The organism is Flavobacterium gilvum, assembly GCF_001761465.1.
GTDB classification, from domain to species: Bacteria; Bacteroidota; Bacteroidia; order Flavobacteriales; family Flavobacteriaceae; genus Flavobacterium; species Flavobacterium gilvum.
Window position 1 is genome coordinate 4,271,623 of sequence record NZ_CP017479.1, and the last position, 26,198, is coordinate 4,297,820.

At 35.9% G+C, this 26,198-nt stretch carries 24 protein-coding genes and 1 riboswitch; of the genes, 11 read left to right on the top strand and 13 right to left on the bottom strand.

The genetic code is table 11. From position 1 onward, the window contains the following. Window positions 1–14 precede the first annotated feature (14 nt). The 6 genes from EM308_RS17285 (at window position 15) to EM308_RS17310 (ending at window position 5,800) form a co-directional block, all read left to right on the top strand. Window positions 15–725, top strand: a complete 711-nt coding sequence (locus EM308_RS17285; protein WP_035633090.1) for a DUF5020 family protein — start codon at window positions 15–17, stop codon at window positions 723–725. Between the two features lie 509 nt (window positions 726–1,234). After that, the gene (locus tag EM308_RS17290; protein ID WP_035633093.1) at window positions 1,235–1,573 is read left to right on the top strand and encodes a hypothetical protein; all 339 of its coding nucleotides are present in this window, start codon (window positions 1,235–1,237) and stop codon (window positions 1,571–1,573) included. Window positions 1,574–1,743: 170 nt separating this feature from the next. Next, the gene (locus EM308_RS17295; protein ID WP_035633096.1) at window positions 1,744–2,202 is read left to right on the top strand and encodes a (2Fe-2S)-binding protein; all 459 of its coding nucleotides are present in this window, start codon (window positions 1,744–1,746) and stop codon (window positions 2,200–2,202) included. A gap of 2 nt (window positions 2,203–2,204) precedes the next feature. Next, the gene (locus EM308_RS17300) at window positions 2,205–4,388 is read left to right on the top strand and encodes a xanthine dehydrogenase family protein molybdopterin-binding subunit (protein WP_035633098.1); all 2,184 of its coding nucleotides are present in this window, start codon (window positions 2,205–2,207) and stop codon (window positions 4,386–4,388) included. Window positions 4,389–4,422: 34 nt separating this feature from the next. Continuing rightward, the gene (gene xdhC, locus EM308_RS17305; RefSeq protein WP_051877604.1) at window positions 4,423–5,184 is read left to right on the top strand and encodes a xanthine dehydrogenase accessory protein XdhC; all 762 of its coding nucleotides are present in this window, start codon (window positions 4,423–4,425) and stop codon (window positions 5,182–5,184) included. Beyond that, on the top strand, window positions 5,174–5,800 hold the full coding sequence (locus tag EM308_RS17310; RefSeq protein WP_035633100.1) for a nucleotidyltransferase family protein: 627 nt from the start codon (window positions 5,174–5,176) through the stop codon (window positions 5,798–5,800). The genes xdhC and EM308_RS17310 overlap by 11 nt, the downstream gene beginning before the upstream one ends. Before the next feature lie 277 nt (window positions 5,801–6,077). Here EM308_RS17310 and EM308_RS17315 read toward each other — a convergent pair whose 3' ends face one another. From EM308_RS17315 to EM308_RS17330, 4 genes are all read right to left on the bottom strand, one after another. Next, window positions 6,078–6,620, bottom strand: coding sequence for a DUF4252 domain-containing protein (locus EM308_RS17315; RefSeq protein ID WP_035633102.1), 543 nt, complete (start codon window positions 6,618–6,620; stop codon window positions 6,078–6,080). A 1-nt stretch (window position 6,621) separates the two neighbouring features. Continuing rightward, window positions 6,622–7,188, bottom strand: a complete 567-nt coding sequence (locus EM308_RS17320) for a DUF4252 domain-containing protein (RefSeq protein WP_035633105.1) — start codon at window positions 7,186–7,188, stop codon at window positions 6,622–6,624. A 140-nt stretch (window positions 7,189–7,328) separates the two neighbouring features. Next, a complete protein-coding gene (locus EM308_RS17325; protein WP_035633107.1) occupies window positions 7,329–7,781 on the bottom strand; it encodes a hypothetical protein in 453 nt (150 codons plus the stop codon). Next, window positions 7,768–8,277, bottom strand: coding sequence for an RNA polymerase sigma factor (locus EM308_RS17330; protein ID WP_035633109.1), 510 nt, complete (start codon window positions 8,275–8,277; stop codon window positions 7,768–7,770). The genes EM308_RS17325 and EM308_RS17330 overlap by 14 nt, the downstream gene beginning before the upstream one ends. 126 nt (window positions 8,278–8,403) lie before the next feature. Between EM308_RS17330 and EM308_RS17335 the strand changes: the two genes are divergently transcribed. The 3 genes from EM308_RS17335 (at window position 8,404) to EM308_RS17345 (ending at window position 15,175) form a co-directional block, all read left to right on the top strand. Continuing rightward, window positions 8,404–9,846: a S41 family peptidase gene (locus EM308_RS17335; protein ID WP_035633111.1), complete on the top strand. Its 1,443-nt coding sequence runs from the start codon at window positions 8,404–8,406 to the stop codon at window positions 9,844–9,846. Between the two features lie 665 nt (window positions 9,847–10,511). Then, window positions 10,512–13,709: a SusC/RagA family TonB-linked outer membrane protein gene (locus EM308_RS17340; RefSeq protein WP_231559969.1), complete on the top strand. Its 3,198-nt coding sequence runs from the start codon at window positions 10,512–10,514 to the stop codon at window positions 13,707–13,709. 11 nt (window positions 13,710–13,720) lie between these two features. After that, the gene (locus EM308_RS17345; protein WP_035633116.1) at window positions 13,721–15,175 is read left to right on the top strand and encodes a SusD/RagB family nutrient-binding outer membrane lipoprotein; all 1,455 of its coding nucleotides are present in this window, start codon (window positions 13,721–13,723) and stop codon (window positions 15,173–15,175) included. Between the two features lie 86 nt (window positions 15,176–15,261). Here EM308_RS17345 and EM308_RS17350 read toward each other — a convergent pair whose 3' ends face one another. From EM308_RS17350 to EM308_RS17975, 9 genes are all read right to left on the bottom strand, one after another. Beyond that, window positions 15,262–16,359, bottom strand: a complete 1,098-nt coding sequence (locus tag EM308_RS17350; RefSeq protein ID WP_035633118.1) for a YncE family protein — start codon at window positions 16,357–16,359, stop codon at window positions 15,262–15,264. Between the two features lie 4 nt (window positions 16,360–16,363). Continuing rightward, entirely contained in the window at window positions 16,364–18,211 is a 1,848-nt protein-coding gene (locus EM308_RS17355; protein WP_035633121.1) for a TonB-dependent receptor plug domain-containing protein, read from the bottom strand. Window positions 18,212–18,242: 31 nt separating this feature from the next. Further along, window positions 18,243–18,513: riboswitch (cobalamin riboswitch) on the bottom strand. A gap of 99 nt (window positions 18,514–18,612) precedes the next feature. Beyond that, on the bottom strand, window positions 18,613–19,149 hold the full coding sequence (cobC, locus tag EM308_RS17360) for an alpha-ribazole phosphatase (RefSeq protein WP_035633123.1): 537 nt from the start codon (window positions 19,147–19,149) through the stop codon (window positions 18,613–18,615). Beyond that, window positions 19,134–19,931, bottom strand: coding sequence for an adenosylcobinamide-GDP ribazoletransferase (locus tag EM308_RS17365; RefSeq protein WP_035633125.1), 798 nt, complete (start codon window positions 19,929–19,931; stop codon window positions 19,134–19,136). The genes cobC and EM308_RS17365 overlap by 16 nt, the downstream gene beginning before the upstream one ends. A gap of 50 nt (window positions 19,932–19,981) precedes the next feature. Then, window positions 19,982–20,422, bottom strand: coding sequence for an IS200/IS605 family transposase (gene tnpA, locus EM308_RS17370; protein ID WP_035633128.1), 441 nt, complete (start codon window positions 20,420–20,422; stop codon window positions 19,982–19,984). Window positions 20,423–20,776: 354 nt separating this feature from the next. Continuing rightward, window positions 20,777–22,456, bottom strand: coding sequence for a nicotinate-nucleotide--dimethylbenzimidazole phosphoribosyltransferase (gene cobT, locus EM308_RS17375; protein ID WP_070261948.1), 1,680 nt, complete (start codon window positions 22,454–22,456; stop codon window positions 20,777–20,779). A gap of 112 nt (window positions 22,457–22,568) precedes the next feature. Further along, entirely contained in the window at window positions 22,569–23,078 is a 510-nt protein-coding gene (gene cobU / locus EM308_RS17380; protein WP_035633283.1) for a bifunctional adenosylcobinamide kinase/adenosylcobinamide-phosphate guanylyltransferase, read from the bottom strand. Between the two features lie 84 nt (window positions 23,079–23,162). Then, window positions 23,163–23,486: a virulence RhuM family protein gene (locus EM308_RS17385; RefSeq protein ID WP_051877605.1), complete on the bottom strand. Its 324-nt coding sequence runs from the start codon at window positions 23,484–23,486 to the stop codon at window positions 23,163–23,165. Between the two features lie 15 nt (window positions 23,487–23,501). Beyond that, window positions 23,502–23,864 carry a DUF5522 domain-containing protein gene (locus EM308_RS17975; RefSeq protein ID WP_081907211.1) on the bottom strand — a complete coding sequence of 121 codons (363 nt, stop codon included), beginning with the start codon at window positions 23,862–23,864 and terminating at the stop codon, window positions 23,502–23,504. Window positions 23,865–23,948: 84 nt separating this feature from the next. Here EM308_RS17975 and EM308_RS17395 point away from each other — a divergent pair, with 84 nt between their 5' ends. Together EM308_RS17395 and EM308_RS17400 are read left to right on the top strand one after the other, a co-directional pair. Continuing rightward, window positions 23,949–25,091, top strand: a complete 1,143-nt coding sequence (locus tag EM308_RS17395) for an ABC transporter substrate-binding protein (RefSeq protein WP_035633133.1) — start codon at window positions 23,949–23,951, stop codon at window positions 25,089–25,091. Between the two features lie 62 nt (window positions 25,092–25,153). Further along, entirely contained in the window at window positions 25,154–26,182 is a 1,029-nt protein-coding gene (locus EM308_RS17400) for an iron ABC transporter permease (RefSeq protein WP_035633135.1), read from the top strand. Window positions 26,183–26,198 lie beyond the last annotated feature (16 nt).

The window sequence follows — 26,198 nt, forward strand, 5'->3', positions numbered from 1 at the left end:
AGCATACCAACACCATGAAAACCAAAAATTTACCAAAAATCAAACATTTACTATTTACGCTTTTATTTTCCTGTTTTGCCCAAGCCCAAGAAGTGCAACTGCATTATGACTTTTTACCCGAAAGAGATTATCTTACTTTCACATTCGAATTTTTTAAACCAGATAAATTAGGAAGCACTTTCTTTTTTACCGATTACAACTTTGGGCGCAATGACTCAGCAAATCTGGCTTATTTCGAAATTGCCCGAAAATTCAACATCAAAAACAACTTTTTGGAAGGACTGAATTTTCATATAGAATATAATGACGGTTTATTAATGACCGACGACAAAGCCGGAAGTCCCGAAAATCCGCTTGGATTCCCAATCAATCGAGCGTTTTTAGTTGGTTTTGGTTTTCCCATCAAGATCGGTAATTTCACCTTGAACACTACTTATATGTACAAAAACACACATGGGTCTACTGGGCTTGACGGGCAGTTTACCGCTGTTTGGTTCCATAATTTATTCAACAACAAAATAACCATAAGAGGGTTTCTTGATTTTTGGTCTGAAGACAGAGCCGATGGTTCAAGCAAAAAAGCAATTTTATTGACCGAACCTCAAGTAATGTACAACTTCAATAAAAACTTTTCTTTGGGTTCTGAAATCGAAATCAGCAACAACTTTGTTCCTTCAGAAGAATTCAAAGTATTCCCAACTATTATGGGAAGATATGCCTTCTAATAATTAGTTTGGATCAAATTTTAACCCTACAACAATTTAACCACAAGATACCCAAAGTTTTTTATTCATTTTTTAATGCAAAAACAAATAACTTTCTCAATAGCAGTGTTTTACTTATTACTATCTGAAAATTATGCAGGCCAAAGACCACTTAATTACTTCGGACATTATAAAAAAACTTTTTATTAAACCTTCGAAATAGAAATGTTAATTTAATCATTCGAGGGATAACAAAAACAAACAAATCGATTTGCATCAAATGTTTAATTCGGGTTAAAAAAAGTCAGGATTCCACATTATTAAAAATACAAAAAACAACAAAAGAGCATAAAAAGTCAGTATATTTTGACTTTTTATGCTCTTTTTGAGTTAAAATCATAAATTTTAACAACTAAAATTCAATATTTTATATTTTTTTAACTTTTCATTTGCTGTTTACCAAAAAAAATCGCTAACTTGCTTGCCCTAAACAATTTAGCAGTCCTTTTCTACTATAAAAAATTTAGCCTATGGAAAAAATTACTGTAATCCCTTTGAAAAAGAATTTATCTTTATTTTTTAGCCTCGTTTTTATAATGCTGGCTATTGCAAATGCGAATTCGCAGACCGTTAAATACGATTCGGTGACTAAGAAAAAATACATACTCGTTGATGTCCAGAAAACCTATGAACGAATTGCAAATCAAGGTTATGGATCTCTCGAAGTTTATGAATTTCTGGGTAATTACTATTATGAAAACAACAATCCAAAGAAATCAAAATTATACTTTGATAAACTTTTTGGTAATTACAGCTTATCACAAATTTCACCCAAAAGTAAAGAACGCTATCAGGTAATGAGTAAATAATACACTATTTACTATTAACAAAAACAGTGATTATTTTTCAGGAAATAGCCACTGTTTTTGTTTTTATGACCTAATAAAACCCCACTCTTTTCAATCTTCTTCAAAAAATTAAAACCAAATTTTAAAAAAAGTCATAACTTTCAGCTTCATAATTTCAAACTGAAATACAAATGACTACATTACTCATAAACAAGAAGAAATACACCATAGATGTCGATCCAGAGATGCCTTTACTTTGGGCTATACGAGACACTATAGGTCTTACCGGAACCAAATTTGGATGCGGAATTGGGGCTTGCGGCGCTTGTAAAGTACTCGTTGACAATGTAGCCACGTATTCATGTTTAACACCTGTTTCTACTGTTATTGGCAAAAACATCACGACCATCGAAGGGACTTCAGAAAATTTGCAATTATTACAAAAATCCTGGGAGGAATTCAACGTTCCACAATGCGGTTATTGCCAGCCTGGTCAATTAATTGCGGCCACTTCCTTGCTCAATTCCAATAAAAATCCTTCTGATTCTGATATTGACAATGCCATGAGTGGCAATATTTGCCGTTGCGGTACTTATCAACGTATTAAAAACGCAATTCAGCATACTGTGAAACTTAAGAAACAACGCTAATCATGAGTGATATCCAAAACATAAGCCGTAGAACATTTATCAAAAATGTTGGATTAGCATCCGGTGGATTAATTCTTGCCTGCAATTATTCTCTTTTTTCAAATGAAAATGAAACTCAATTGGCAACCGAATTCAATCCAAACCTTTTTGTACAGTTAAATCCGGACGGAAGCCTTATCATAATAGCCTCACGATCAGAAATGGGCAATGGAGTACGAACTTCCCTTACCTCTGTCGTTGCCGATGAGATGGAAGCCGATTGGAACAGAGTCACTGTTAAGCAGGCTGTTGGCGATAAAAAATACGGCGATCAAAACACGGATGGTTCCCGAAGTGTAACCTATTTGTATGAAACCATGCGAAAAATGGGAGCCATGACTCGAATGATGCTCATATCTGCTGCCGCAAAAAAATGGCAGGTTCCTGAAAGCGAATGCACCGCTCAAAATCATTTTATCATTCATTCTAGTGGAAAAAAAATTGGCTTTGGCGAATTGGTAGATACCGCAAAAACATTACCTATTCCAACAAATATTATTTATAAAAATCCAAAAGACTTTAAATACATTGGGAAAACTCTAAAAAGCGTTGATATAAAGAATTTTGTCAACGGAAGTGCCACTTACGGAATTGACAAACGATTGCCAAACATGAAATTTGTGGCCATTGCTAGATGTCCCGTTACTTTTGGAACCGTAAAATCGTTCAACAAAACAGCCGCTATGAAAATTCGCGGACTAGAGAATGTAATCGAACTTCAAAAAATAGAAAGGCCTTTCGGGCCACTTGGCGGAATTGCTGTTATTGCTTCAAATACCTGGGCTGCTTTCAAAGGAAAAGAAGCGCTGGAAATACAATGGAACTACGGAAAAAACGAAGCCTATGATTCTGAAAAATACATGGCCGAATTGACCGAAAGAGTCCACAAAGAAGGCAAGGTGGATAAAGAAATTGGCGATGTAAACAAGGCTTTTGGCGAAGCGGTAAAAGTTGTCGAAAGCACTTTTAAATTACCTCATCTCGCTCATGCTCCCATGGAAGTCCCCAATGCCGTAGCTTGGGTTCAAGGCGACAGCTGCGAAGTTTGGGCTCCAACTCAATCCCCTCAAACCGCCAGAGATGAAGTAGTAAACTATTTGGGAACAGCAAAAGAAAAAGTTACTGTAAACGTTACTTTCCTAGGCGGTGGTTTTGGCCGAAAATCAAAACCAGATTATATCGTAGAAGCCGTAATGGTTTCAAAAGCCATCAATGCACCGGTGCAGGTAATATGGTCTCGCGAAGACGACATAAAACACGGTTATTATCATACTGTAAGTTCGCAATACATGAAAGCCTCACTCGACGCACAAGGCAATGTTACTGGATGGCTACACCGTTCTGCTTTTCCTTCAATCATGTCTACCTTTAATCCTGGAACCGAATACCCCGCCGGATGGGAAATTTCTAGTGCTGCCGATGTTCCATTTGATATAAAAAATTTAAAAATTGAATTCGGACAAGCGCCTGCAATGGTGAGAATTGGATGGATGCGATCGGTAATCAATATTTTGCATGGCTTTTCCATCAATGTTTTTGCCGATGAATTGGCACATGCCGCGCAACAGGACCCTTTGGAATTTAGACTTAAATTAATTGGCGAAGACCGTATTGAGAATACCAAAAGTCCCCTAAAATATAATACAGCACGCTTAAAAAACGTCTTGAAACTGGCAGCAAAAAATGCCAATTGGGGAAAACCTTTACCAAAAGGACACGCTCACGGATTGGCAGTTCATTATAGTTTTAATTCTTATGTAGCCTCGGTCGTGGAAATTTCACTTATAGAAGGCAAAGTAAAAACGCACAATGTTCATACCGTTATTGATTGCGGAACAGCTGTAAACAGGGACACCATAAAATCCCAATTGGAAGGTGCAGCTATTTTTGGAATGTCAATAGCTTATTATGGAAAAATAACAGCTAAGGACGGTGCTATTGAACAAAACAGCTACAGCGACTACCGCATGGTACGTATGAATGAAATTCCAAATGTTCATGTGGAAATTGTGGAAAGTACCGATACACCTACAGGCGTCGGCGAGCCAGGCGTACCAGTAATTGCACCGGCGATAATTAATGCAATTTTCAAACTGACAGGAAAACGATATTACAACTTACCGCTAAGCGATTACGAACTCGTGTAATAACCAATAAATAAAATCCCTACGAATAAATTTGATGAACAATTGGATTGAACTCTTACACGAATTTAAAAGCAATAGAAAACCCGTTGCACTCGTTACCGTAACCAAAATTCTTGGTTCGGCTCCTTGTAGAATAGGGTCAAAAATGATTGTTACTCATCAAAAAGAAATTCACGGAACCATTGGTGGCGGAAAACTCGAATTTCAGGTAATCGACGAAGCGGTTCGTGCCATTAGAGAAAATAAAATTTTGGAATCAAATTTTACTTTGGGGCCTGAATTTGAACAATGCTGCGGAGGAAAAGTCGAATTAATTATTGAACCCATGAATCAATCCCCAGAATTATATCTTTTTGGTGCCGGGCATATTGGCGTTGCTATTTGTGATGTTCTCAAGGACACCCCGTTCTCGATTACGCTACTCGATACCCGTGAAAATTGGAAAGAAACCATCAAAATTGATGAAACTGTAACTTACAGTGACATCCCTTTTGACCTCTACAAACAAACCGTAAATTGGGGGCCGAACTGCTACGTAGTTATTTTGACTCACGACCACAAACTGGATTTTGAGATTACTGCTTTGGCTTTGCACGAACAAACAAAATACATCGGGCTCATTGGCAGCAAAACCAAGAAAAACAAATTCAACAACCTTTTGATAAACGAATTGAATTTCAAACCTGGAATCGCTCCTGTCCATTGCCCAATCGGATTGGATTTAGGGGGCAATTCCCCCAAAGAAATTGCCATTAGCATTGCTTCCGAATTACTGAAAGCTTATTATGGAAAATAATACCGTATTTGTATTATTGGCCGGAGGAAAATCCGAAAGAATGGGTGTTCCAAAAGGATTATTGGATTTCCAAAACTCCTATTGGATTTTGGAACAAATAAACCGTATTTCAGCTTCTACGATAAGCGAAATTTATATTGGATTGGGTTATCGCCACGAAGAATATTTAAAAACAATTCCATGGTTTGCAAAGGCACAATCGCATTTTGCTCCTTATGAAAACGTAAAATTGAGAATTGTGGTGAACCAAAATCCGCAATTAGGTCCTTTCTCAACATTACAAACTGTTTTACAAGAAATCCCCAAACATAAATCGGTATTATTTAACCCGATTGATATTCCGATATTGAATACAAACGAATTACAAAAAATTATCGATACTCAAAATGAGATCGTGCTCCCAAATTTTGAAGGCAAAAATGGGCACCCGATAAAATTGCAATCTGAATTCTGGAACACTTTACTTTTCCTTAATCCAACCGATAAAAACAGCCGATTGGATTTGGAAATCAAAAAAGTATATCCTTCTAAGATTACGACTATTTCTGTATCTGATTCCTGCATCGTAACCAATTTAAACACTCCAGACCTGTGGGCATCCTACTTACAACGCTAGCGCGAGCGTCCCGCTTGTGAACACAATCAATATTAATCCAAATTAAATTTTTTAAAAAAGGTTTATCCTCTCCATGGGTACGAGCGTGACGCTCGCACTAGCGAGGCTTACCTCTGAATGTGGCTAAAAAACATACTTAAAAAATCTGCGAAAGTCTGCGAAGTCTGCGTGCTAAAACTTCACTCTGACTTCGCAGACTTCCAAAGACTCTTGTTATTTTTTTACTAAAAAAACGTTCCGAAACAATCGAAACGCTTCTTTCAGTATAAAATTTGTTTTATTTCTTTTTAATTAATTCCTGTAAAGGTTTTAACTGATCTAAATTGACTTTTGATTCTTTCAAAACCGAAACCATATTCATAATATTCGTTGGATTCATGTCTTTTCCCAAAACTCTCACAATAGCAAAACCGGCATCATTTTTATTGGCAAAAAGCACAAACTCATCAATTTTCCCATCCGTTTCAACATAACTTACCGATGCACCTTCTTTGCCTGAGCCAATCCTCATAAGCGGCTGGTAAATAGTATTTTTCAAAATCGATTTCACTTTGGCACGTTCTGTTTCAAATTGTGCTTTGTTTTTATCATCTAATTTGAAAGCCAAAACATTTATTTTATCAAAAGACTGCAAAGCTTCTTTTTGCACGGCCGTCAATTTGGTTTTGTCAACATTCAAAATATCCGATGAAATATCCAAAGCGATAAAATCTTTCTTTTCGCTATTTTCGACAAAATATTTTTGCAAAGTAAGCTCTGAATTACAACTCACCAAAAACAAACCACTTATAAAGGCAATTATAAATAAAGCCTGTTTCATATTACTTTTTGTCTTTAGTTGCTTTTTTCAAATCTTCTCCACCAGGAATTTTCATTTTATCGGTCAGCACCGAAATTTCATTCAGGTCAAAATCTCCTGTCAACGACACCAAAACTGTAGCTTCATCGCTTGCTCCTTTGGCCCTTGCGTCAACAATACTCCCTTTGGCTTTTCCATCAATAATCATCAACAACTCTTTAATTTGGTTTTCTTTGGCTCCTGATTTAACCATTATTCTAGTGGTTCCTTCTTCATTCTTTATTCGCATTAATTCTTCTAAACCAGCAGTTTTGATGTATTTATCTGCTGTTACTTTCATTTCTTTCCTTATACCTTCATCCAAAGATGTATAAGATTGTAAATTATCCAACTTCTTGATTAGGTTCATGTATTCCTGCATCTCTTTATTGGATGTATCTACCTTCATCTTACTCATCAACTCAAACATCTTTTTATTGACAACAACCGATATTACTTCTTCTTTGCCGTCAAATTTATCAAATGCAGACTGTGCAAAAAACGGACTAGATACTAATACTATTACTAATGTGATTATTAACTTCTTCATTTTTTTATTTGATTTAATGATTATTTTTAAAATTCAATTCAATTACCAGGCCAGAATGCTCTAGAATCACTCTCGCTTTACTCTTTACTCTTTACTCTTTACTCTTTACTCTTTACTCTTTACTCTTTACTCTTTACTCTTTACTCCACAAACACCTTTCCTTTGGTCACTTCATAAACCTGAAGATATTGTACCCCTTCGACCCCAACATTTACATTATTGGACAACATTGCCAATGCTTCTTGGGTAGCTTCAAAAGCTTCTTCAGGATTATCATACGTTCCTAATTCCTTATTAGCTTTTACAGTATTCGCAGAATTAAAATAAACAAATGTTCCTACTCCAATCAAGACAGCCACAGATGCAGCTATTGACCACCATAGCGCTTTTGGTTTTTCCGAAATCAGAGCTGTTTTTTTCGAAAATTTTTGCTCTTTAGCTTCTATGAAATAACCAAATAATGAACTGTATTGTTCTAAATGTGGCGCAACATCCTCTGAAGAAAAATAGTTTTTTAACTCATTTTCCTCGGCAATACTTGTTTCTCCTTCAAAGTATTTTTCTAAAAGTGCTTCCATTCTATCGAACTCCATAACTATGTGCTTTTAACATATATTCTCTAATCGTTTTCCTTGCTCTCGAAAGCGCCACTCGCACGGCAGTTTCATTCATTTCTATAATTTTCGCTATTTCCGAAAATTCGAATTGCTCTATGTCCCGCAACTGGATAATCAATCGTTGTTGCTCAGGCAATTGGTCAATAATTTTTTCTACCCAAAGTAAACTGTCACTATCTTCAATCTTACTATCCAAACTTGGTTCTTTATCGGTAAAATTAGAATGCACAATTTTGAGGTTGCTGGCACGTTTTGATTTCAGCTGATCCAAACAATAATTTTTTGTCATCGTCATCGCCACGGCTTCGACACTGTTGTACGTATCTAAATTTTCATTTTTGCTCCATAATTTAACCAAAACTTCCTGTGTGGCATCTTCGGCCTCCTCCGTGCTCACGAGTAATCGTTTTGCCAATCGGAAGAGCTTATCCTTGAATGGATTAATCAAATGCACGAATTCATTTTGGTTCATAAAGCAATTTTATTAATCCGTTTATACAGTCAAGACGAGCCAGTATTACTTTTGTTACAAAAAAAGAAATTAATTTAAACTAAAGTTAGTATTTTTGCGTTATGTCCCTACAAATAAACTCATAATATGAAGATATCTTTCAAAATTGCGTTTCTATTATTCATTTCTTTTTTTACTTTTCAGAGTTGTGAAGATATGGATGATGTTGCAGCTCCAGAGAATTTGGAGGTGAATGATTTTATATGGAAAGGTCTTAATTTATATTATTTATGGCAAGCCGATGTTCCTAATTTGGCCGATAACAGATTTGCCAATCAAAACGATTTAAACTCTTTTCTAAAACAATATTCAAAACCGGAAGATTTATTTGATGCTTTGAGAGTCGATAAATCTATCGATCGATTCAGTTGGATTGTTAGTGACTACAGAGAATTGGAAGGAATGCTTCAAGGTACTACAAAAAATGATGGCGTGGATTTTGGGCTTTACTATAAATCTTCAGGTTCCAATGATATTTTTGGTTACGTGAGATATATTATCCCAAACTCTGATGCATCAACCAAAAACATCAAACGTGGCGATATTTTCTATGGCGTAAACGGTACACAGCTTACGGCGAGTAATTATCAGACTTTATTATTAAATTCTGATAGTTATACATTAAATCTTGCCGATTACAATAATGGTCAAATTACACCAAACGGAAAATCGGTAAACCTAACCAAAACAGAGCTTTCCGAAAATCCGATAATGATAAATAAAGTAATTGAAACTGGAGGGCACAAAATAGGTTACTTGATGTACAATGGATTTTATTCTAATTATGACACCAATTTAAATGATGCTTTTGCTTCATTTAAATCACAAGGTGCTACCGACTTAGTTCTTGATTTGAGATACAATTCCGGTGGTTCTGTACAAACGGCAACCCGATTGGCAAGCATGATAACCGGTCAGTTCAACGGTAAAGTATTTTCAAAACAAAGATGGAATGACAAAATCAATGCCTACTTCGAATCTGAAGACCCAAATGCATTGAAAAACTTATTTACCAACACTATTGGCAACACTCCAATAAACAGTCTGAATCTTACCAAAGTTTATATTTTAACCACAAAAAGTACCGCTTCGGCGAGTGAATTGGTTATTAATGGTTTGAAACCTTATATTGATGTCGTTCAGATTGGGGATATTACCACAGGTAAAAATGTTGGATCAATTACGATTTATGACTCACCAACTTTTGGAAAAGAGAACAGAAACCCTCTTCACCATTATGCGATGCAGCCTATTGTTTTGAAGATTGTTAATGCAAATGATTTTGGTGATTATTTTAATGGTTTAACTCCTACCTATTCTTTAAAGGAAAACATAATAAATTTGGGCGTATTGGGAGATACTTCTGAACCATTATTAAGCACAGCCATCGGAAAAATTACAGGAACTACCAAAATGATTAAAACTACTGAAGGAAAAGAGTTCCCATACTTTGATGATTCCAAATCAATCAATGGATTGAACCAAATGCATGTTGACAAAGTTCCTGCAGGGCTTTTGAAATCATTGTAATTAGCCAATAATTATTCTCTAAAAATTCTTTTTCCTAACCCATTACGATCAACCCCAACTAAACTAAGTTGATTTGTTTAGCGTTAGACTTCATTTCTCATCGTAACAAAAAATATTAATATTAAATTTTGTTAACGGATTATGGAATTTTATATTCTAATGTTTCATTTTTTTATATAAAATGACCTTCAAGTTGACTAGTTAAAAAAATATTTCAGGCAACATCTAACTATCGTCATTCCAGAGGGCACGAACCAAAACGAACTGACGGGGCAATAACATCTGGTAGCTACATTCTAATTATTTCCTTTGATTTTCTTAAGTGAAGCTGTTTCGTTGCTCACTATGATCATGATTGAGGTTCATTGAGTGATTCATCCCTCGGAAAGAAAATATTGCGAGCGAATATTCCACAATATTTCAAAATCAAACCACTGTTCAAATCTCCTTTTTTGGATTCTTAAAAAAAGATTAAATCCATTTTTCTTCAAAAACAAGCCTAAAAAATAAATCCAATTACATCGTTGTCGTAACAAATATAAACTTACATTACTGTTAAAAAACTGTACTAAAAAGATTGTTTAACATTTAAAATTAGGTAGTTCATCGTATTTTTTTGAAGTTTGTCGATGAAATTATAAAATTATTGTAAGATTATGTTAAAAATGAAAGTAAACTTAGTGCTGTTTTTGGCATTCTTGACGCAAATTATTTTTGCGCAGGAAAGAGCTGTTTCGGGAGTTGTTTCAGATGATGCAGGATTGCCTATTCCTGGAGTTAGTATTACTCTCAAAGGAACAAAAGAAGGGACTCAAACTGACTTAGATGGTAAATACACCTTAAAAGTAAAACCAGAACAAATACTTGTATTTAGCTATGTTGGACTTAAAACCCAAGAACGTAAAGCTAGTGCAACAACAATCAATGTGAAAATGTTGAGCGATGCCAACGAATTAAAAGACGTTGTTGTAACCTCAATGGGGATTAAAAGAGAGAAAAAATCACTAGGTTACTCTACGCAAGAAGTATCGGGAAAAGATCTTAATGGCGGTACAGCCAATAATAACGTTGCGAGCCTTTTGTCTGGAAAAGCCGCTGGAGTAGAAGTAACTAGAAACACCAACTTTGGCGGTTCTACCAACGTGGTAATTCGTGGTAACAAATCACTTACCGGAAACAACCAAGCCTTATGGGTTATTGATGGAGTACCTGTGGACAATACAAACTCCAACGAAGAAGTCCAAAAGAATGGTAAAACCGGATATGACTATGGGAATGCCGCATCAGACATTAACCAAGAAGACATTGAATCTGTGAACGTTCTTAAAGGAGCTGCTGCAACCGCACTTTACGGTGCAAGAGCCGCAAACGGAGTGGTAATGGTAACTACAAAAAAAGGAAAATCCAAAAAGAGCGGAAGTATTGGTGTTACATTTTCAACGGGTTTTTCTGTTGGAACAATTGATAAAAAAACATTTCCAGAATACCAAACTAAATATGGTTCGGGATATGGATTTGGCTCTTCTTTCTTGGGAACAGACCCAGTCGATACTGTTGATACTTCAAATGATGCCTCACTTGGAGACAAATATGATTCTTCTAAGTTGGTTTATCAATGGGATGCATTTACCCAGTATTCTCCAAATTTTGGAAAAGCCACACCTTGGCAAGCTGCAAAAAATGGTCCAATCACCTTTTTTAACAATTCAAAAAATTTCAACAATAGTTTGACTATCGAAAAAGGAACGGAAGACAGCAACTTCTTGCTTTCTTACAATAAATTAGATCAAACTGGTATCATGCCTAATAGTAAATTGGCTAAAAATCAAATCAGTGCACGATTTAACCAAAAAATTACAGACAAATTATCGGCTACTGCTTATGCTAGTGTAACACTTCAGGACACTAAAGGACGCAACAGCACAGGATATTCTGATAATATTTTGGGGGCTTTCCGCCAATGGTGGTCGGTTAACACAGATATTCAAGCTCAAAAAGAAGCTTATTTTAATTCAGGAGGGCAAAACATTTCCTGGAACTGGGCAGATCCAACATCTGAGGATGGTTTAGTACCTGCATATTGGGACAATCCCTATTTTACAAGATACCAAAATTACAACACTGACGAAAGAACTCGTTTGTTGAGTTATGCGACTTTGAACTATCAAATTAATGACTGGTTATCTGCCATGGGAAGAGTATCGCTTGATACTTACAATGAATTGCAGGAAGAAAGAAGAGCTATTGGTTCTGTTGCAAATCCTTTTGGACTTTCTCCTGTGGATGAAACTTCGGGTTACCAAAGAAAAGACATTCATTTTCAAGAAATCAATTATGATGTAATGTTGAATTTCAACAAACGACTTAGTGATGATTTCAGTATTAATGGTGTTGCGGGTTTAAATATCAGAAGAAATTTATTTGACAGTGTAAAAGCTTCTACTATTGGAGGATTGGTTGTTCCTGGTCTTTATGCATTGGGGAATTCGAAATATGAGCTGCCTTTCCCTTCTGAAAGAAGAGAAACAATTGGTGTAAACGGAATTTACCTTCAAGGATCTGTGGGGTATTTAGACACCTATTTTATTGATGCATCCATTCGTAGAGACGTTTCGTCTACACTTCCTGCAGGAAACAACTCTTACATTTATCCTGCAATTTCTGGTTCTGTACTTTACTCAAAATTGTTAAACCAAGACTGGTTGAATTTAGGTAAATTCAGAATGAACTATGCCGAAGTTGGTAACTCTGCTCCTGTTAACTCATTGGTAAACACTTATGACAGAAACCCTAATTTTGGTGGTGAAGGTTCTTATTATCTTCCAAATACAAACAATAATCCGAACCTAAAACCGGAAAGAACGAAATCATTTGAAATTGGACTTGAAAATTCGATGTTAAACAGAAGATTGGGATTTGATATTACGTACTACAATACCAAATCAGTTGACCAAATCGTTTCGGCTGCGGTGAGTGCTTCATCTGCCTTTACCAGTGCTTATGTAAACGGGGGAACAATCCAAAATCAAGGTGTCGAATTGCAATTGACAGGAACTCCGGTTAAAACCAACGATTTTACTTGGGATGTAACTGTTAACTGGTCTCGCAACAAAAGTACAGTACTTGAATTACCTCAAGGCGTTGAGAACTTACAACTAGGTTCTTACCCACAAGGAATTACTATAAACGCAACACCAGGACAACCTTATGGAACAATAAAAGGTTCTGATTATATCTATACAAATGGACAGAAAACAGTAGATCAAACTACCGGAAAATATTTAATGACCACTTCTTCAGATAATATCATTGGTAATATAAACCCGGATTGGATTGCAGGTATCCGAAACAAATTCAATTACAAAGACTTCTCTTTGAGTTTCCTTATTGACTCACAAAAAGGTGGTGATATTTTCTCACTGGACATGGCTTACGGTCTTGCTGGAGGATTATATAAAGAAACAGCTGTGGGAGATATTAGAGAAAATGGGGTTGTACACTCTGGAGTTGCACCAGATGGAAAACCAAACACCATTCCTGTTCAAAACCCAGGATCATACGAAAATGCTAATTACGGATATTATGTAGAACCAAGTAAAGCCTTTGTTTATGATGCTTCATTTGTCAAATTAAGAGAAGTAAGCATTGCTTATAATATTCCGACAAAATGGTTAAGTAAACAAAAAATAATAAACGAAGCTACTTTCAGTGTCGTTGGATCCAACTTATGGATTATTTACAAAGACCTTCCTTATGCAGATCCAGAAAGCGGATTAGGATCTGGAGTAGGTTCTAGAGGTTATTCTTTAGGTTCTCTTCCTACAACAAGAGATTTTGGATTTAACTTAAAACTGAAATTTTAATACTTAAAAAGATGAAAAAAATAATATATGTTCTGGGTATTTTATTTCTGACGGCAGCTTGTAATGAAGACTCTCTTGCAGATTTGAATACAGATACCAAAAACCCTTTGGAAGTTCCCGCAAATACTCTATTTGTTACAGCTCAAAAAAATATTGTTGACGAAATGACAACGCCAAATTATAATATGAATATATATAGATTGGTATGCCAACAATGGACTGAAACAACTTATGTGGATGAGTCAAACTACAATTGGACAGGAAGAAGCATTTCTGATAATCATTGGAAAAACTTTTATGCATTGCCTCTTGCTGATTTAGACAAAGCCAAAGAAATTATCGAAAAACAAGTTTTTTCCAGCTACCAAACAACTTTGATAGCACAGCAAAAAAATCAATTGGCACTAATTGACTTATTAACGTGTTATTCTTATACTATATTAGTAGATACTTTTGGCGATGTACCGTACAACGAAGCATTGCTGGGGTCCGAAAATTACTTACCTAAATATGACAAATCACTTGATATTTACAAAAATTTAATTGTACGTATTGATAATGATTTGGCCAAAATTGATGTAAATCACGGAGCTTTCGGTTCTTCAGATTTTATTGGAAATGACGATATGAATCAATGGATAAAATTTGCAAACTGTTTAAAACTCAAAATTGGAATCAACCTGAAAGCTTCTGGATTAGCAAATTCAATTGCTGATGCAGCCATCATATCGGCTTCAAAAAACGTAATTACATCAAATGACCAAAATATAAAATTTGTGTATGAAAATAGTGGTCCAAACACCAATCCTGTTTTCAGAGAACTTTCTGCCCGTAATGACTTTGTTGTAACTGAGACAATTGTAAATCATTTGGTTGGAAAAAATGACCCTCGTGTTACAGAATATTTTGCAGATAATAAAATTCCGTATGTAGGTGGAAAAGTAGGAGTTAAGAATTCGTATTCTAAATTCACGCATGTTAGTGATAAAATCAGACAACCAAATTTCCCATCAACTTTATTTGATTTGGCTGAAACAGAATTCCTGTTAGCCGAAGCAGTTGAAAGAGGAATTGCAGTTGGCGGAACTGCCCAAGATCACTATAACAAAGCGATTACTGCCTCGATGAAAGACTGGGAAATTGCTGATGCAGACATAACAGCATACTTGGCTCAACCCAATGTAGCCTATACTACTGCTGCATCAACTTGGCAACAAAAAATAGGAGAACAAGCCTGGTATGCGCTTTTCAATAGAGGATTTGAAGCTTATACTTCGACCCGTAGATTAAATTACCCTGTATTGAATGCTCCGGCATCTGCGGATCCGGCGGCCAATGGTCAGGTCCCTTCAAGAATGCAATACCCAACTAGAGAACAAACCTTGAATCCAACCAACTACAATGCAGCCGCAAAAAGTATTGGCGGCGATTTGCTGACAACCAAAATATTTTGGGACGTTAACTAATTAAACAAATACTATCTTAATCAAGAAAGGCTTTCGTAACTGAAAGCCTTTCTTTTTCCCAAAAAATTAAATAAACTAAAAAAAAATTAATCATTAAAATAAAACCCTGCAGGAATAACTCCAACTGAGAATGTTTTTTCTAATGTACCAACAGATGGCGAGGTTAATGCATAAACATATACTTTTCCATTATGTTGATAATCTCCCGCATCGCCAACATAGATATGATTTCCATGAACTGCAAAACTATACACGCCGTAAACTCCCTGCGATGTTGTGCTAAATGCAGCTGTTGTAGGCAAAGCTGTTGCAGTTGCACTCATTTTGTAAACATCAGAGTCGACAGTATAAAACACATCGGAACCGTTCAAAACCAAATTTGTTAAATGTTTTTTCACATCCGAATAAGCAATCGTACTTGTCACTGTATTGTTTGCCAAACTCACTTTTACGATTCGTCCAGCGGTTTCTGCCAAAGGAGTACTTACATAACTTGGGTTTCCAGAACACGCCACCCACAAAGTCCCATCTTTTATTTCCATACTTTCTGGAACATCTCCAACTGTGATTGTGGTAGAAACCGTACTCGAAGCAGCGTCAATAACCGAAACTTTATTCCCATAACTGTATCCGCCTTTGTGGGCTACGTACAATTTTCCAGAATTGGCAATGATTCTTTCAGGACCTTCCACAACCGGAATGGAGCTCGATACTTTTTTGGCGTTTAAATCAATTACGGCAACATAATCATCTGTCGCAACACTTCCGTCACCCCAGTTGGTAACGTATCCTTTGCCATTTGCGAAAGCGATAAATCTCGGATTTTTTAGCCCCGTGCTGATGCTTCCAAGACTTTTCAAAGTATAGCGGTTCACGATTTCTATCTTGTTACTCGCATTAAGAACGATATAGGCATTATCACCGTTAAAACCAATATCCTGACCGGTATCACCCAAAGTAATTGTTGGGTTTACCACCGAAAAAATATCATTTTGAGCAGTTGCAAAATCCGAAGAAACATAGGAAACCGAAGCGTCGTTATGACCAAACCCTCCCTGGTTCAAAATCAAAAATCCATTATCATAACTTCCCAAAGGTGTATCATCATTGGTATCATCATTGGTACAAGACACAAAAAACAAAGAAGATATTAGCCCTGTTAAAACTAGTTTACTAAAATTCATTGTATTAAAATTTAAAGGTTAGGTTGATTAAAAAATTTCTGCCCGGCATATAATGCTGAGATATACTTTGATAATTCTGATTAAAAAGATTCAATGCCTGCACGCCTATTTTGCAGGTATATTTGTTGCCAAAATCATAAAAAACACCCAAATTGGAAACCCAATATTCTTTGACTAAATGGTATTTTTGCGAAGGTGTCGTAACCGCTCCGTTAAATAAAAACTGATACGTAGCCGATATTTTTTTATACGAATAAGAAACATTCGAATTCAATTTGTGATAAGGAACATAATTTAATTGTTCTCCCGTGTCAACATTTTCAGAAACGGTGTAGGCATAACTGGCGTTTAGCGCAACGTTATTTTTTCCAAAAGAATTTGACCAACCCAAATTCGTTTCAGAACCATAACTGTTTACTCTATCAATATTTTCGGGTGTCCAATTGCTTCCATCCAAAGGAGCCCACCGAATTAAATCTTTTATTTTTATAAAATAAACCGTTTCAGACAGTGTGAATTTTTTATAAGTAAAAACATTTCCAATCTCAGCCTGATAGGAGCTTTCCGGCTTTAAATCAGGATTTCCACCTGTTTCCCAATACAAATCATTAAAAGTTGGAATCCTGAAGTTTCTCGAAACATTGAATTTTAAATTATAAAAGGAATTGAATTTATAAGAAGTCCCCAACGAAAACAAAAACGGACTGTCATAATCCGAAGTTGCTTCTTTTCGGAAACCCAATTCGCTTTGCCATTTTTCATTATGCTGTTCCACCGCTTTGATAGAAAGACCTCCTATTTGTCGTGTATTATTACCAAAACTGGTTCCGAAACCTTTCGTTCTATTGTAATCCAAAATCCCGTTTAGTTTGATAAAATCGGTCACTTTATACCCCAAATCCATTTTGGCAATAAAAGATTCTGACTTTCCAAAACTAAAATCATCACTTTCAATATTTTCAAAATATTGGTATTGTTCTGAGAGATAAGCTACTTTATAATTACTGCTGAAGCGATTTTTGGAAGTTGAATATTCCAAAAGATTTCTACTAAATGTGTTAACGTATTTTGTTTTAGAATCGGATTCGGAAATTAAAGAAAGATTTCTATCAGTGTCCGAAGATTGGCTGTAAAAAGCAAGGACAGCATTTGGTTTTATTTTGTATCCAATATTGGCATACAAATTCGTAGTGGCGTATTGCCCATTTTCGTTTTTCCGTTGCACTCCATCCCAAGTATATTGATTTACGTAGGGATAATCATTATCCGAGCTGTTTCTAGAAAACCCCACTTGCGTGCTCCATTTTTTGTTTGAAACCGCCATTTTATAATTCACACCAACTGTATTGAAGCTACCATAATCCAAGCGTAAATCGTTTTCGAATTTGTTTTTAAAAACCAAATCGTTGTTTAAATGAACCGTTCCACCAATGGCTCCGCTTCCGTAACTTACGCTGCCTCCACCCGCTTTTATGCTTACAGAATTAAAATCGGGAGCGGTAAAAGTATTGAAATCGGTACTGCCGTTAAGTTGCGAATTGACATTTATTCCGTTCCAGATTACTGCGGTTTGAGAGGCCGTCGTTCCCCTAAAAGAAACGGTTGACAACATTCCGCGACCGTATTCTTTGAAATAAAGCACACTGTTATAATTCAGCAAATTGGTAAGCGAAGATTGATTTTTGTTTATAACCGAATCATTGAGAATCTGAATCGATTGCGATTTATTATTGGAATACAAAGTTCGGTCTGAAACTACAACTTCTTTTAAGTTGTTTATAGCACCATTTTGCGCCGAAATCAATTGGCACAGCAATACAAAAATGCTTATATACAGTTTTTTTATAGTCATAATTCCAGAACCTTTTTTCCCGAAAGCTCGATATTAGTTAAGAAAAAAGGCAGGTCTCCTGGCTTGCGTCTTGTTGTTGACCTTCCCATCTCGTCTTAGGACGAGACAGTGGTTTTGTAGATAACAACAAGCTTGATAGCTTACAGTTGCGGGAACAGCGCAAGATTTTTGAATTTTAATTTTAGAATTTTGATTTTAGATTTAAAATCATAAATCGCTAATCAGCAATCTTCAATCACTTGCTTCCCTTTTAATGTGTTTTCAAAAAAAGCAAAAACACAACCTTAATTCGATTGCAAAGATAATGTTAAAAAAAACGAAAATTAAAACTAATGAAGCTTTTTAATTTTAAAATAAAAATAACTATTAATTTATCAGTCTTTTACAGACACGAAATTACTTTACATTTCACCTTTAATCACAACTCCATAATCCAACTGTGTTGTGAAAGCCTCCTGCAAAGGAAGATTATTTATCTTGCATAAAATACTTCGAATTACTCCAGAATGAGCAACGATGATTACTGGCTTTGTGTGCTTTTTCGAAAGCTTATTATCTAAAAATTCCCGAACCCTGAAATCCAATTCAACAAACGATTCTCCATTGGGCACATTCACATTGACAAAATCTTCCATCCAAGGATCCAAAACTTCACGGGGAATGGCATCCCAACTTTTTAGTTCCCAATCCCCAAAATGCATTTCCATCAGTCTAGAATCTTCAATAATGGATTCTATTTTAGAGTTTTTTTGAATATGCCTAGCCAAAATAGTACAACGTTGCAACGGACTTGAATATAAAACGGCTTCTTGAGGCAATTGACTTAAAATGGATTCAAAAATTGCATCGTAAGGCTCGCGAATTCCAACATCACTCTGCCCGTAGCAAATTCCTTTTTCACAAACCGTTTCGGTGTGACGCACTAAATAAACTTCCATATTCCGATAATTGACAGATAAAAAATCACTTCACACACCTGTTGCGTAGCTCCCAAACAATCTCCTGTATAACCGTCTATCCATTTTTGAAAATAACGGGCAAGAAAAAACCGAGTCACAAAAACAGGTACCAAAGCCAACAGCAATTGCCATTGAAAAAAAGACAAAACGACAAGTGGCAGCAATCCAAAGAAAGTCGCTCCTACTACTTCTTTCCAAGTAAACTTTTGAGCAATCGGTTTGCTTTTGCTCGATGCGTCCTCTCTTGAATATTCGTGAGTAAAAACAATAGAAATAGCGGCCAAACGGCTTACCGAATGGGCGGAAACAAATATTAGTAGATTGCAGATTGTTGATTCTAGATTAACGATTTCTGATTTTGAAATCGCACTAAAAATTGCTTCAAATTTCAACAAAAACAATAAAACCAAACCAATAGCCCCATAAGCTCCAATAGAGCTATCTTTCATTATGGTTAAGATTTTCTCCTTAGTCCAACCTCCACCAAAACCATCACAGACATCAGCAAAGCCATCTTCGTGAAAAGCTCCTGTAGTCAAAATTCCAGCTATGATTGAAAGAATTACAGCAATTTCATTGGAAAACAATACTGCGGAAAAATAATAAACCAAAAAAGAAATTCCGCCAACTATCCAGCCAATCAAAGGAAAATAACGTGATGCTTTGTTTAAATAATCAGGATTATGGTCGATGTTTTTAGGACACGGAATTCGGGTGTAGAACATCATTGCCGTGAAAAATATATGTAATTGTTTTTTCATTTTTTATTTAGTATTTACAATAAAATCGACTAAATCATTCGAAATCAATCTCATTTATACTCAATCTTTTTAAACCCAAATTTTAGAATAAATTCATCATATTCTTCTTGAAATGTTTTCTTTTTATGATGTTCCTCTTGATTTTTGATATAATTTCTAACTTTATCAATGACCGATTCTGAAACCGAAACTGCAAAATATTCATCCTGCCACTGAAATTGTTCTTTAGTCAATCCATTTTTGTTAATCCAAAAAGAAGATTCTCCTTTTATAAGTTGCATTACTTTTTGAATATTCTGATCAACACCCAATGAAATTAAACAATGACAATGATCTGAATATCCGTTTATAAAATCAATAAAAATTCCTTTTTGAATTGAGTTTTCTCTTATATGATTCCAAACTTTTTGGCGCAATTCAATGGAATCTAAATACGGAATTCTGTTTTTAGTACTCCAAACACAGTGAATATAGACTTTTACAAATGGCATTCTAATATTTTTAGTTGTTTATTTTTTTTTGGCTAAAGCCAATCTAGATATTTCTATTTTATATCCAATAGCTAAAGCTATTGGCAATTCAATATTTTGTTCCTCAATTGCCTCAATATTTATTTAAACCAATATACTTTCCAATCATAAACCCATATTAAATTGACTCCAGATTTATCTTTTATATACAATCTTTAAAGCTTATTGCAATTCAATATTTTGTTCCTCAATTGCCTCCAGATTTACCAAAATAATATTCTTTCCAATCAGAAATCCTATTTTGAATTGCCTCCAGATTTATCTGGAGGAATTAAATTAACATTTGCTTCAAATTGGCTTTAGCCAAAAGAACAACTACTCTTTTTTGCTAATTCCCGCCGATTCAAAACTAGCCATTTCATTCAGGAAACAAACCGCCGATTGGATAATTGGAAATGCCACCGCACAACCTGTTCCTTCACCCAAACGCAAATCTAATTGCAGCAACGGCTGAACATCCAGATAATTCAATATTTTTTGATGCCCTTGTTCGGCTGAGGAATGACAAAATATGGCATTTTCTTTAATTGAAGGATTCATTTTATAAGCGATTAAAAAAGCCACCGTACAAATAAAACCATCTACCAAAATGAGCATATTATTTTGTTTCGCCTGAAGCATTCCACCCGCGATTTGCATAATTTCGAATCCTCCAAAATAGGCCAACTTACTTTGTAAATCATTTGGGCCGTTGTAATTTTTCAAAGCTTTTTTCAGGATATTTTGTTTCTGAATTAATTTTTCGTCAACAACACCAGTTCCTTTTCCGACGCAGTCTTCGATTGGTAATTCCAAAAGAATACTCATCAAGACTGAAGCTGTCGAAGTATTGCCAATTCCCATTTCGCCAAAACCGATGCAATTACAACCCGTTTCAAAAATTGAATTCACGATTGCTGCCCCTTTAGTAAAACACAAATTCAATTCAATCTCACTCATTGCCGGACCATGCAAAAACGATTGTGTTCCCTTCCCTATTTTGGCTGAAACCAGATTGGCATTAGTCGGAAAATCGTAATTTACACCCGAGTCTACGATTGTTAAGGCGATATCATTTTGTTTGCAAAACACATTGATAGCCGCTCCTCCTTCGATAAAATTAGCCACCATTTGCCTCGTAACATCTTGCGGATAAGCGCTAACACCGTGATTTCCAATTCCGTGATCGGCGGCGAAAACAACAATATTGGGTTTTGTTATTATTGGTTCCAATGTTTGGAAAACGCTACCGATTTGTTTCGCCAAACATTCCAAAACACCAAGTGAGCCTAAAGGTTTGGTTTTATTGTCTATTTTTTTCTCAAGAGATTCTTTTATAGTGTAATTATCTGGAAGTGATTCCTTCGTTCCTCGCAATGACTCAGGAACCGAAATAGGAATAGAAACTGAAATTTCTTCCACAAAAGGTCTTTCTGCTTTTTGTTTCCAATTCAATTGTTGCAACATGGGTTGGTTGTCATAATTGGTTGCGGGTTTGCCTACGCAAAAATACCCCAAAGGCTCAATATTTTCTGGTAATCCCAAAAGTTGTTTGAATTGATAGTAATTTAGAATCGAAACCCAACCCATAGAATAACCTTGCTCTGTGAGTGACAGCCAAATGTTTTGAGCAGCACAAACTGCACTAAATTTTATAGCTTCATTGCTCCCGACAGTTCCTATCGTAAAATTATTCAAAACCGAACGGTCATAACAAATCACCAATCCAAGTGGCGCTTCCTCAATCGCTTCCAATTTTAAAGCTTTGTATTGTACTTTTTGAAAATCATCATCCGTTAAATTTGAAGCTTTATGGTCGTAATCCAAAAAAAGTTCTTTTATCGCTTTTTTTATCGCATCCGATTTGATGAGATAATATCTAGTAGCATCTGTCAATCCAACTGATGGCGCGCAATGTCCTGCCTGCAATGCTCTTTGAACTACTTCATCAGGAATTACATCGTTTGTAAAATGGCGGGTGTCACGGCGTGATTTTATAATTTCATCTAATGTCATTATGTGCAGTTTTTGCGTTAGGGATGGAAGCGGCATCCTATTGTGGCGGGGTTCGCCACAATAGATATAGCGCACAGCCCGACCCTTGGGGAACGCCCAAATTTATAAAATTCTATTCTTTTATTTTTACTGGAATCCCGGAAACCATCAACACGACGGTATCGGCTTTTTGGGCTATGTATTGATTCATCCAACCTTGCAATTCGACAAATTTTCTTCCAATATGGGTTTCGGCGTGAACTCCCATTCCTATTTCGTTAGTCACAATAATGATTGTTGCATTTTCCTGTTTCGCAATAGCATCAAATTCGGCTTTGGCTTGTTCCAAACTTAGGGCAACGTCATTTTTTGTATCTACAAAAAAATTAGTCAGCCAAAGCGTCACACAATCGACAATAGCTACTTTTCCGGAGAAATCTATTTCGCTCAGATGTTTTTCTTTCTCTATGTTTATCCAATGTTCTTCACGGTCTTTTTGGTGGCGATCGATGCGTTTTTGGAAATCTTCATCCCACTTTCGGGCGGTTGCCACGTACATTGGTTTTTCGGATAATTCTTTGGATAATTTCTCTGCATAACTGCTTTTTCCGGAACGTTCTCCGCCTGTTATTAAATATATCATTTTACTTTCCTTTCTTTGGTATTCGCTCCGTATTTTCAATGTGTTTTATAAAATCATTTTCCACAGGAGACAATTCATTTATTGTTAATTCTTTATTCGAAATTGGGTTCCTCTGTGCGACTTTACACGGTAACCAACCGAAATTATTACGTCAATATTGTAGAATGTTGTTTCATAATTTTTCCCATCAGAAGCAGTATGTCGGAATTTCCGACTAACTAAAATTTCTTCCAGTTCTCCTTCCTTGAAAATGTTACCCAAATATTCAGTAATGGTAACTCTATTCTTTTGAAATAAGTCAGCCATTTGTGCTTGGGTAAGCCAAACCGTTTCTTCAAGAAGACGCGTTTCTATTTTGGTCGTTCCATCTTCGGTTTGATAAATCAGTATATTCGATACGTTTTCCATAGTGTAAATTTAAAATCAATACGGGCAATGTGTGCAATCGCTTTTACAACAATATCCCCGTTTGAGATGAAACCAAGGCTTAAAAACATAGTTCCCGTCTTCAAAATAATAATCAATTCCTTCGATTATGTTTGTGGTTTCGGGCAATAACGAAGCTTTGTTTCCAATGGCCGTTTCAGGAGTTATGGTCGCTACAAATTCATCAATTTTGTGGGAACAAACTTTTTTGAAACAACTCGGACAAAGACAATCTGCGCTATCAAGAGGATTGAAAATAGGTGGAAAATCATTGCACCAGCAAGCTTTGCCTTCTGCAGTATCTCCACAATCAAAAGCTATTTGACAAATAGAACAATGTTTCACTTTTATTGTATTCATTTGGTAAAGATAGCGTTTGTCTTATTTTTTACTTCAAAAATTTATAATTTGCTATACCTTTGCTCTTATTGAAAAAACTAAAATATGCGATTTTCGTTCTACAAAGTTATTTTATTAGTCCTTCTTTTTTCATTTATTGGATGCAAAAAAAATGAAAAAAGTGATATTCAAAATGATGTCAACAGCCCAAATAGTATCCATTATGCCAAAAGTTTGGCAATTCACAAACACGAAGGTTTTACCGTTGTGACGGTTTCAAATCCATGGCCGGATGCCGTAAAAGATTTCACTTATATTCTAAAAGAAAAAAACGGAATTGTTCCTGATAGTTTAAAAAAATACACTCAAATTTCGGTTCCATTGAAATCTATTGTCGTGACATCGACCACAAATATTCCTTTTCTGGAAATGTTGGGTGTAGAAAAATCGTTGGTTGGATTTCCGCACACCGATTATATTTCATCCGAAAAAACAAGGACTTTAATTGACGCCGGTTTGGTTAAAAATGTGGGACAAAACGAAAAACTCAATATTGAACAACTTATCGATTTGGCACCAGAACTCATTGTAACTTTTGGCATTGACAACAATAATCCCAGTATCGAAAATTTACAAAAAAGCGGTTTAAATGTATTGATTCAAGCCGATTGGATGGAGCAATCTCCGCTTGGAAAAGCAGAATGGCTAAAATTGTACGGCGCATTATTTGTTAAAGAAAAAGAAGCCGATATTTTATTCGAAAACATTGTGAAAGAATATAATAATGCTTTGGAATTGGTTGCCACCAAAAAACCAACTTCGACTGTTTTATATGGTTCAATGTATCAAGACCAATGGTTTGTAGCTCGCGGAAGCAGCTGGGTTGCCCAATTTATGAAAGACGCCAAAGCAGATTATCTCTGGAAAAACCTTGATGGCACGGGAAGTCTCGGTTTGTCATTTGAAAACATATTGGACAAGGCCAAAACAGCCAACTTCTGGATTGCAACCGGTTCGTTCAAATCATTGGCCGAACTGGAAAAAGCTAATCCGCATTACAGCCAGTTTACTGCTTTCGCTAATAAAAATATTTACACTTTTGAAGGAAAACTAGGCGCTACCGGCGGTACGGTTTTTTATGAATTATCCCCTGCCAGACCCGATTTGGTTTTGAAAGATTATATCAAAATTTTTCATCCGGAATTACTTCCGAATTATAATTTTACTTTTGCTAAAAAATTAAATTAAATACAACTTACGAAACCTAACAGGTTTTAAAAACCTGTTAGGTCTTTGCTAAAAAAGGTAAATTGAACAATCCTAAAAGAAATACAATCCTATTTTCATTCCTTTTTTTAGGGCTGATTGTGCTATTTTTTGCAAACATCAGTTTGGGGTCGATTGCGATACCTTTCAAAGAAGTGTACACCAGTTTGACAGGCGGTCAATCTAGTAAATCGACTTGGGAATATATCATCATCAATTACCGCTTACCCAAAGCGATTACAGCGGTTTTGGTTGGAATGGGATTATCAATCAGTGGATTATTAATGCAGACCTTATTCCGAAACCCGCTCGCAGGTCCTTATGTTTTGGGGCTTAGCTCAGGCGCGAGTTTGGGAGTTGCTTTTGTCATATTGGGAGCCAGCATATTACCCTCCTTTTTAAGCGGTGTTCTATTGTCGCCTTACGGAATCGTTTTGGCATCAACTCTAGGAAGTACTTCTGTTTTATTATTGGTTTTATTGGTTTCCCAACGTTTACGAGACACGATGGCAATTTTGATTGTCGGTTTGATGTTTGGCAGTTTTACCAGTGCTGTTGTTGGGGTTCTTACCTATTTCAGTTCTGCGGAACAGTTGCAAAAATTTACTTTTTGGTCTCTGGGAAATCTCGGCAATTTGTCCTGGACATCGATTCTTATTTTAACCATTTGCGTGTTGTTTGGGTTGCTTCTTAGTTTACTAAGCATCAAGCCTTTGAACGCACTACTATTGGGTGAAAATTATGCCAAAAGTATGGGGTTGAATTTCAAAAAAGCCCGACTAATCATCATAATTGCAACTGGAATTCTAGCAGGAAGCATAACGGCTTATGCAGGACCAATTGCTTTTGTCGGGTTGGCGGTTCCCCATATTGCAAAATTGGTGTTTCAAACCAGTAACCATACGGTTTTGTTCTGGAGTACTTTACTTTTTGGAGCGGGAATTATGTTGATTTGTGATGTGGTTTCCCAAATGCCGGGAATGGATATTACGTTGCCAATCAATGCAATTACTTCCATATTGGGAGCACCGGTTGTTATTTGGTTGTTGGTCCGAAAGAGGAATTTTAGATGATAATTGGAATCCTGCT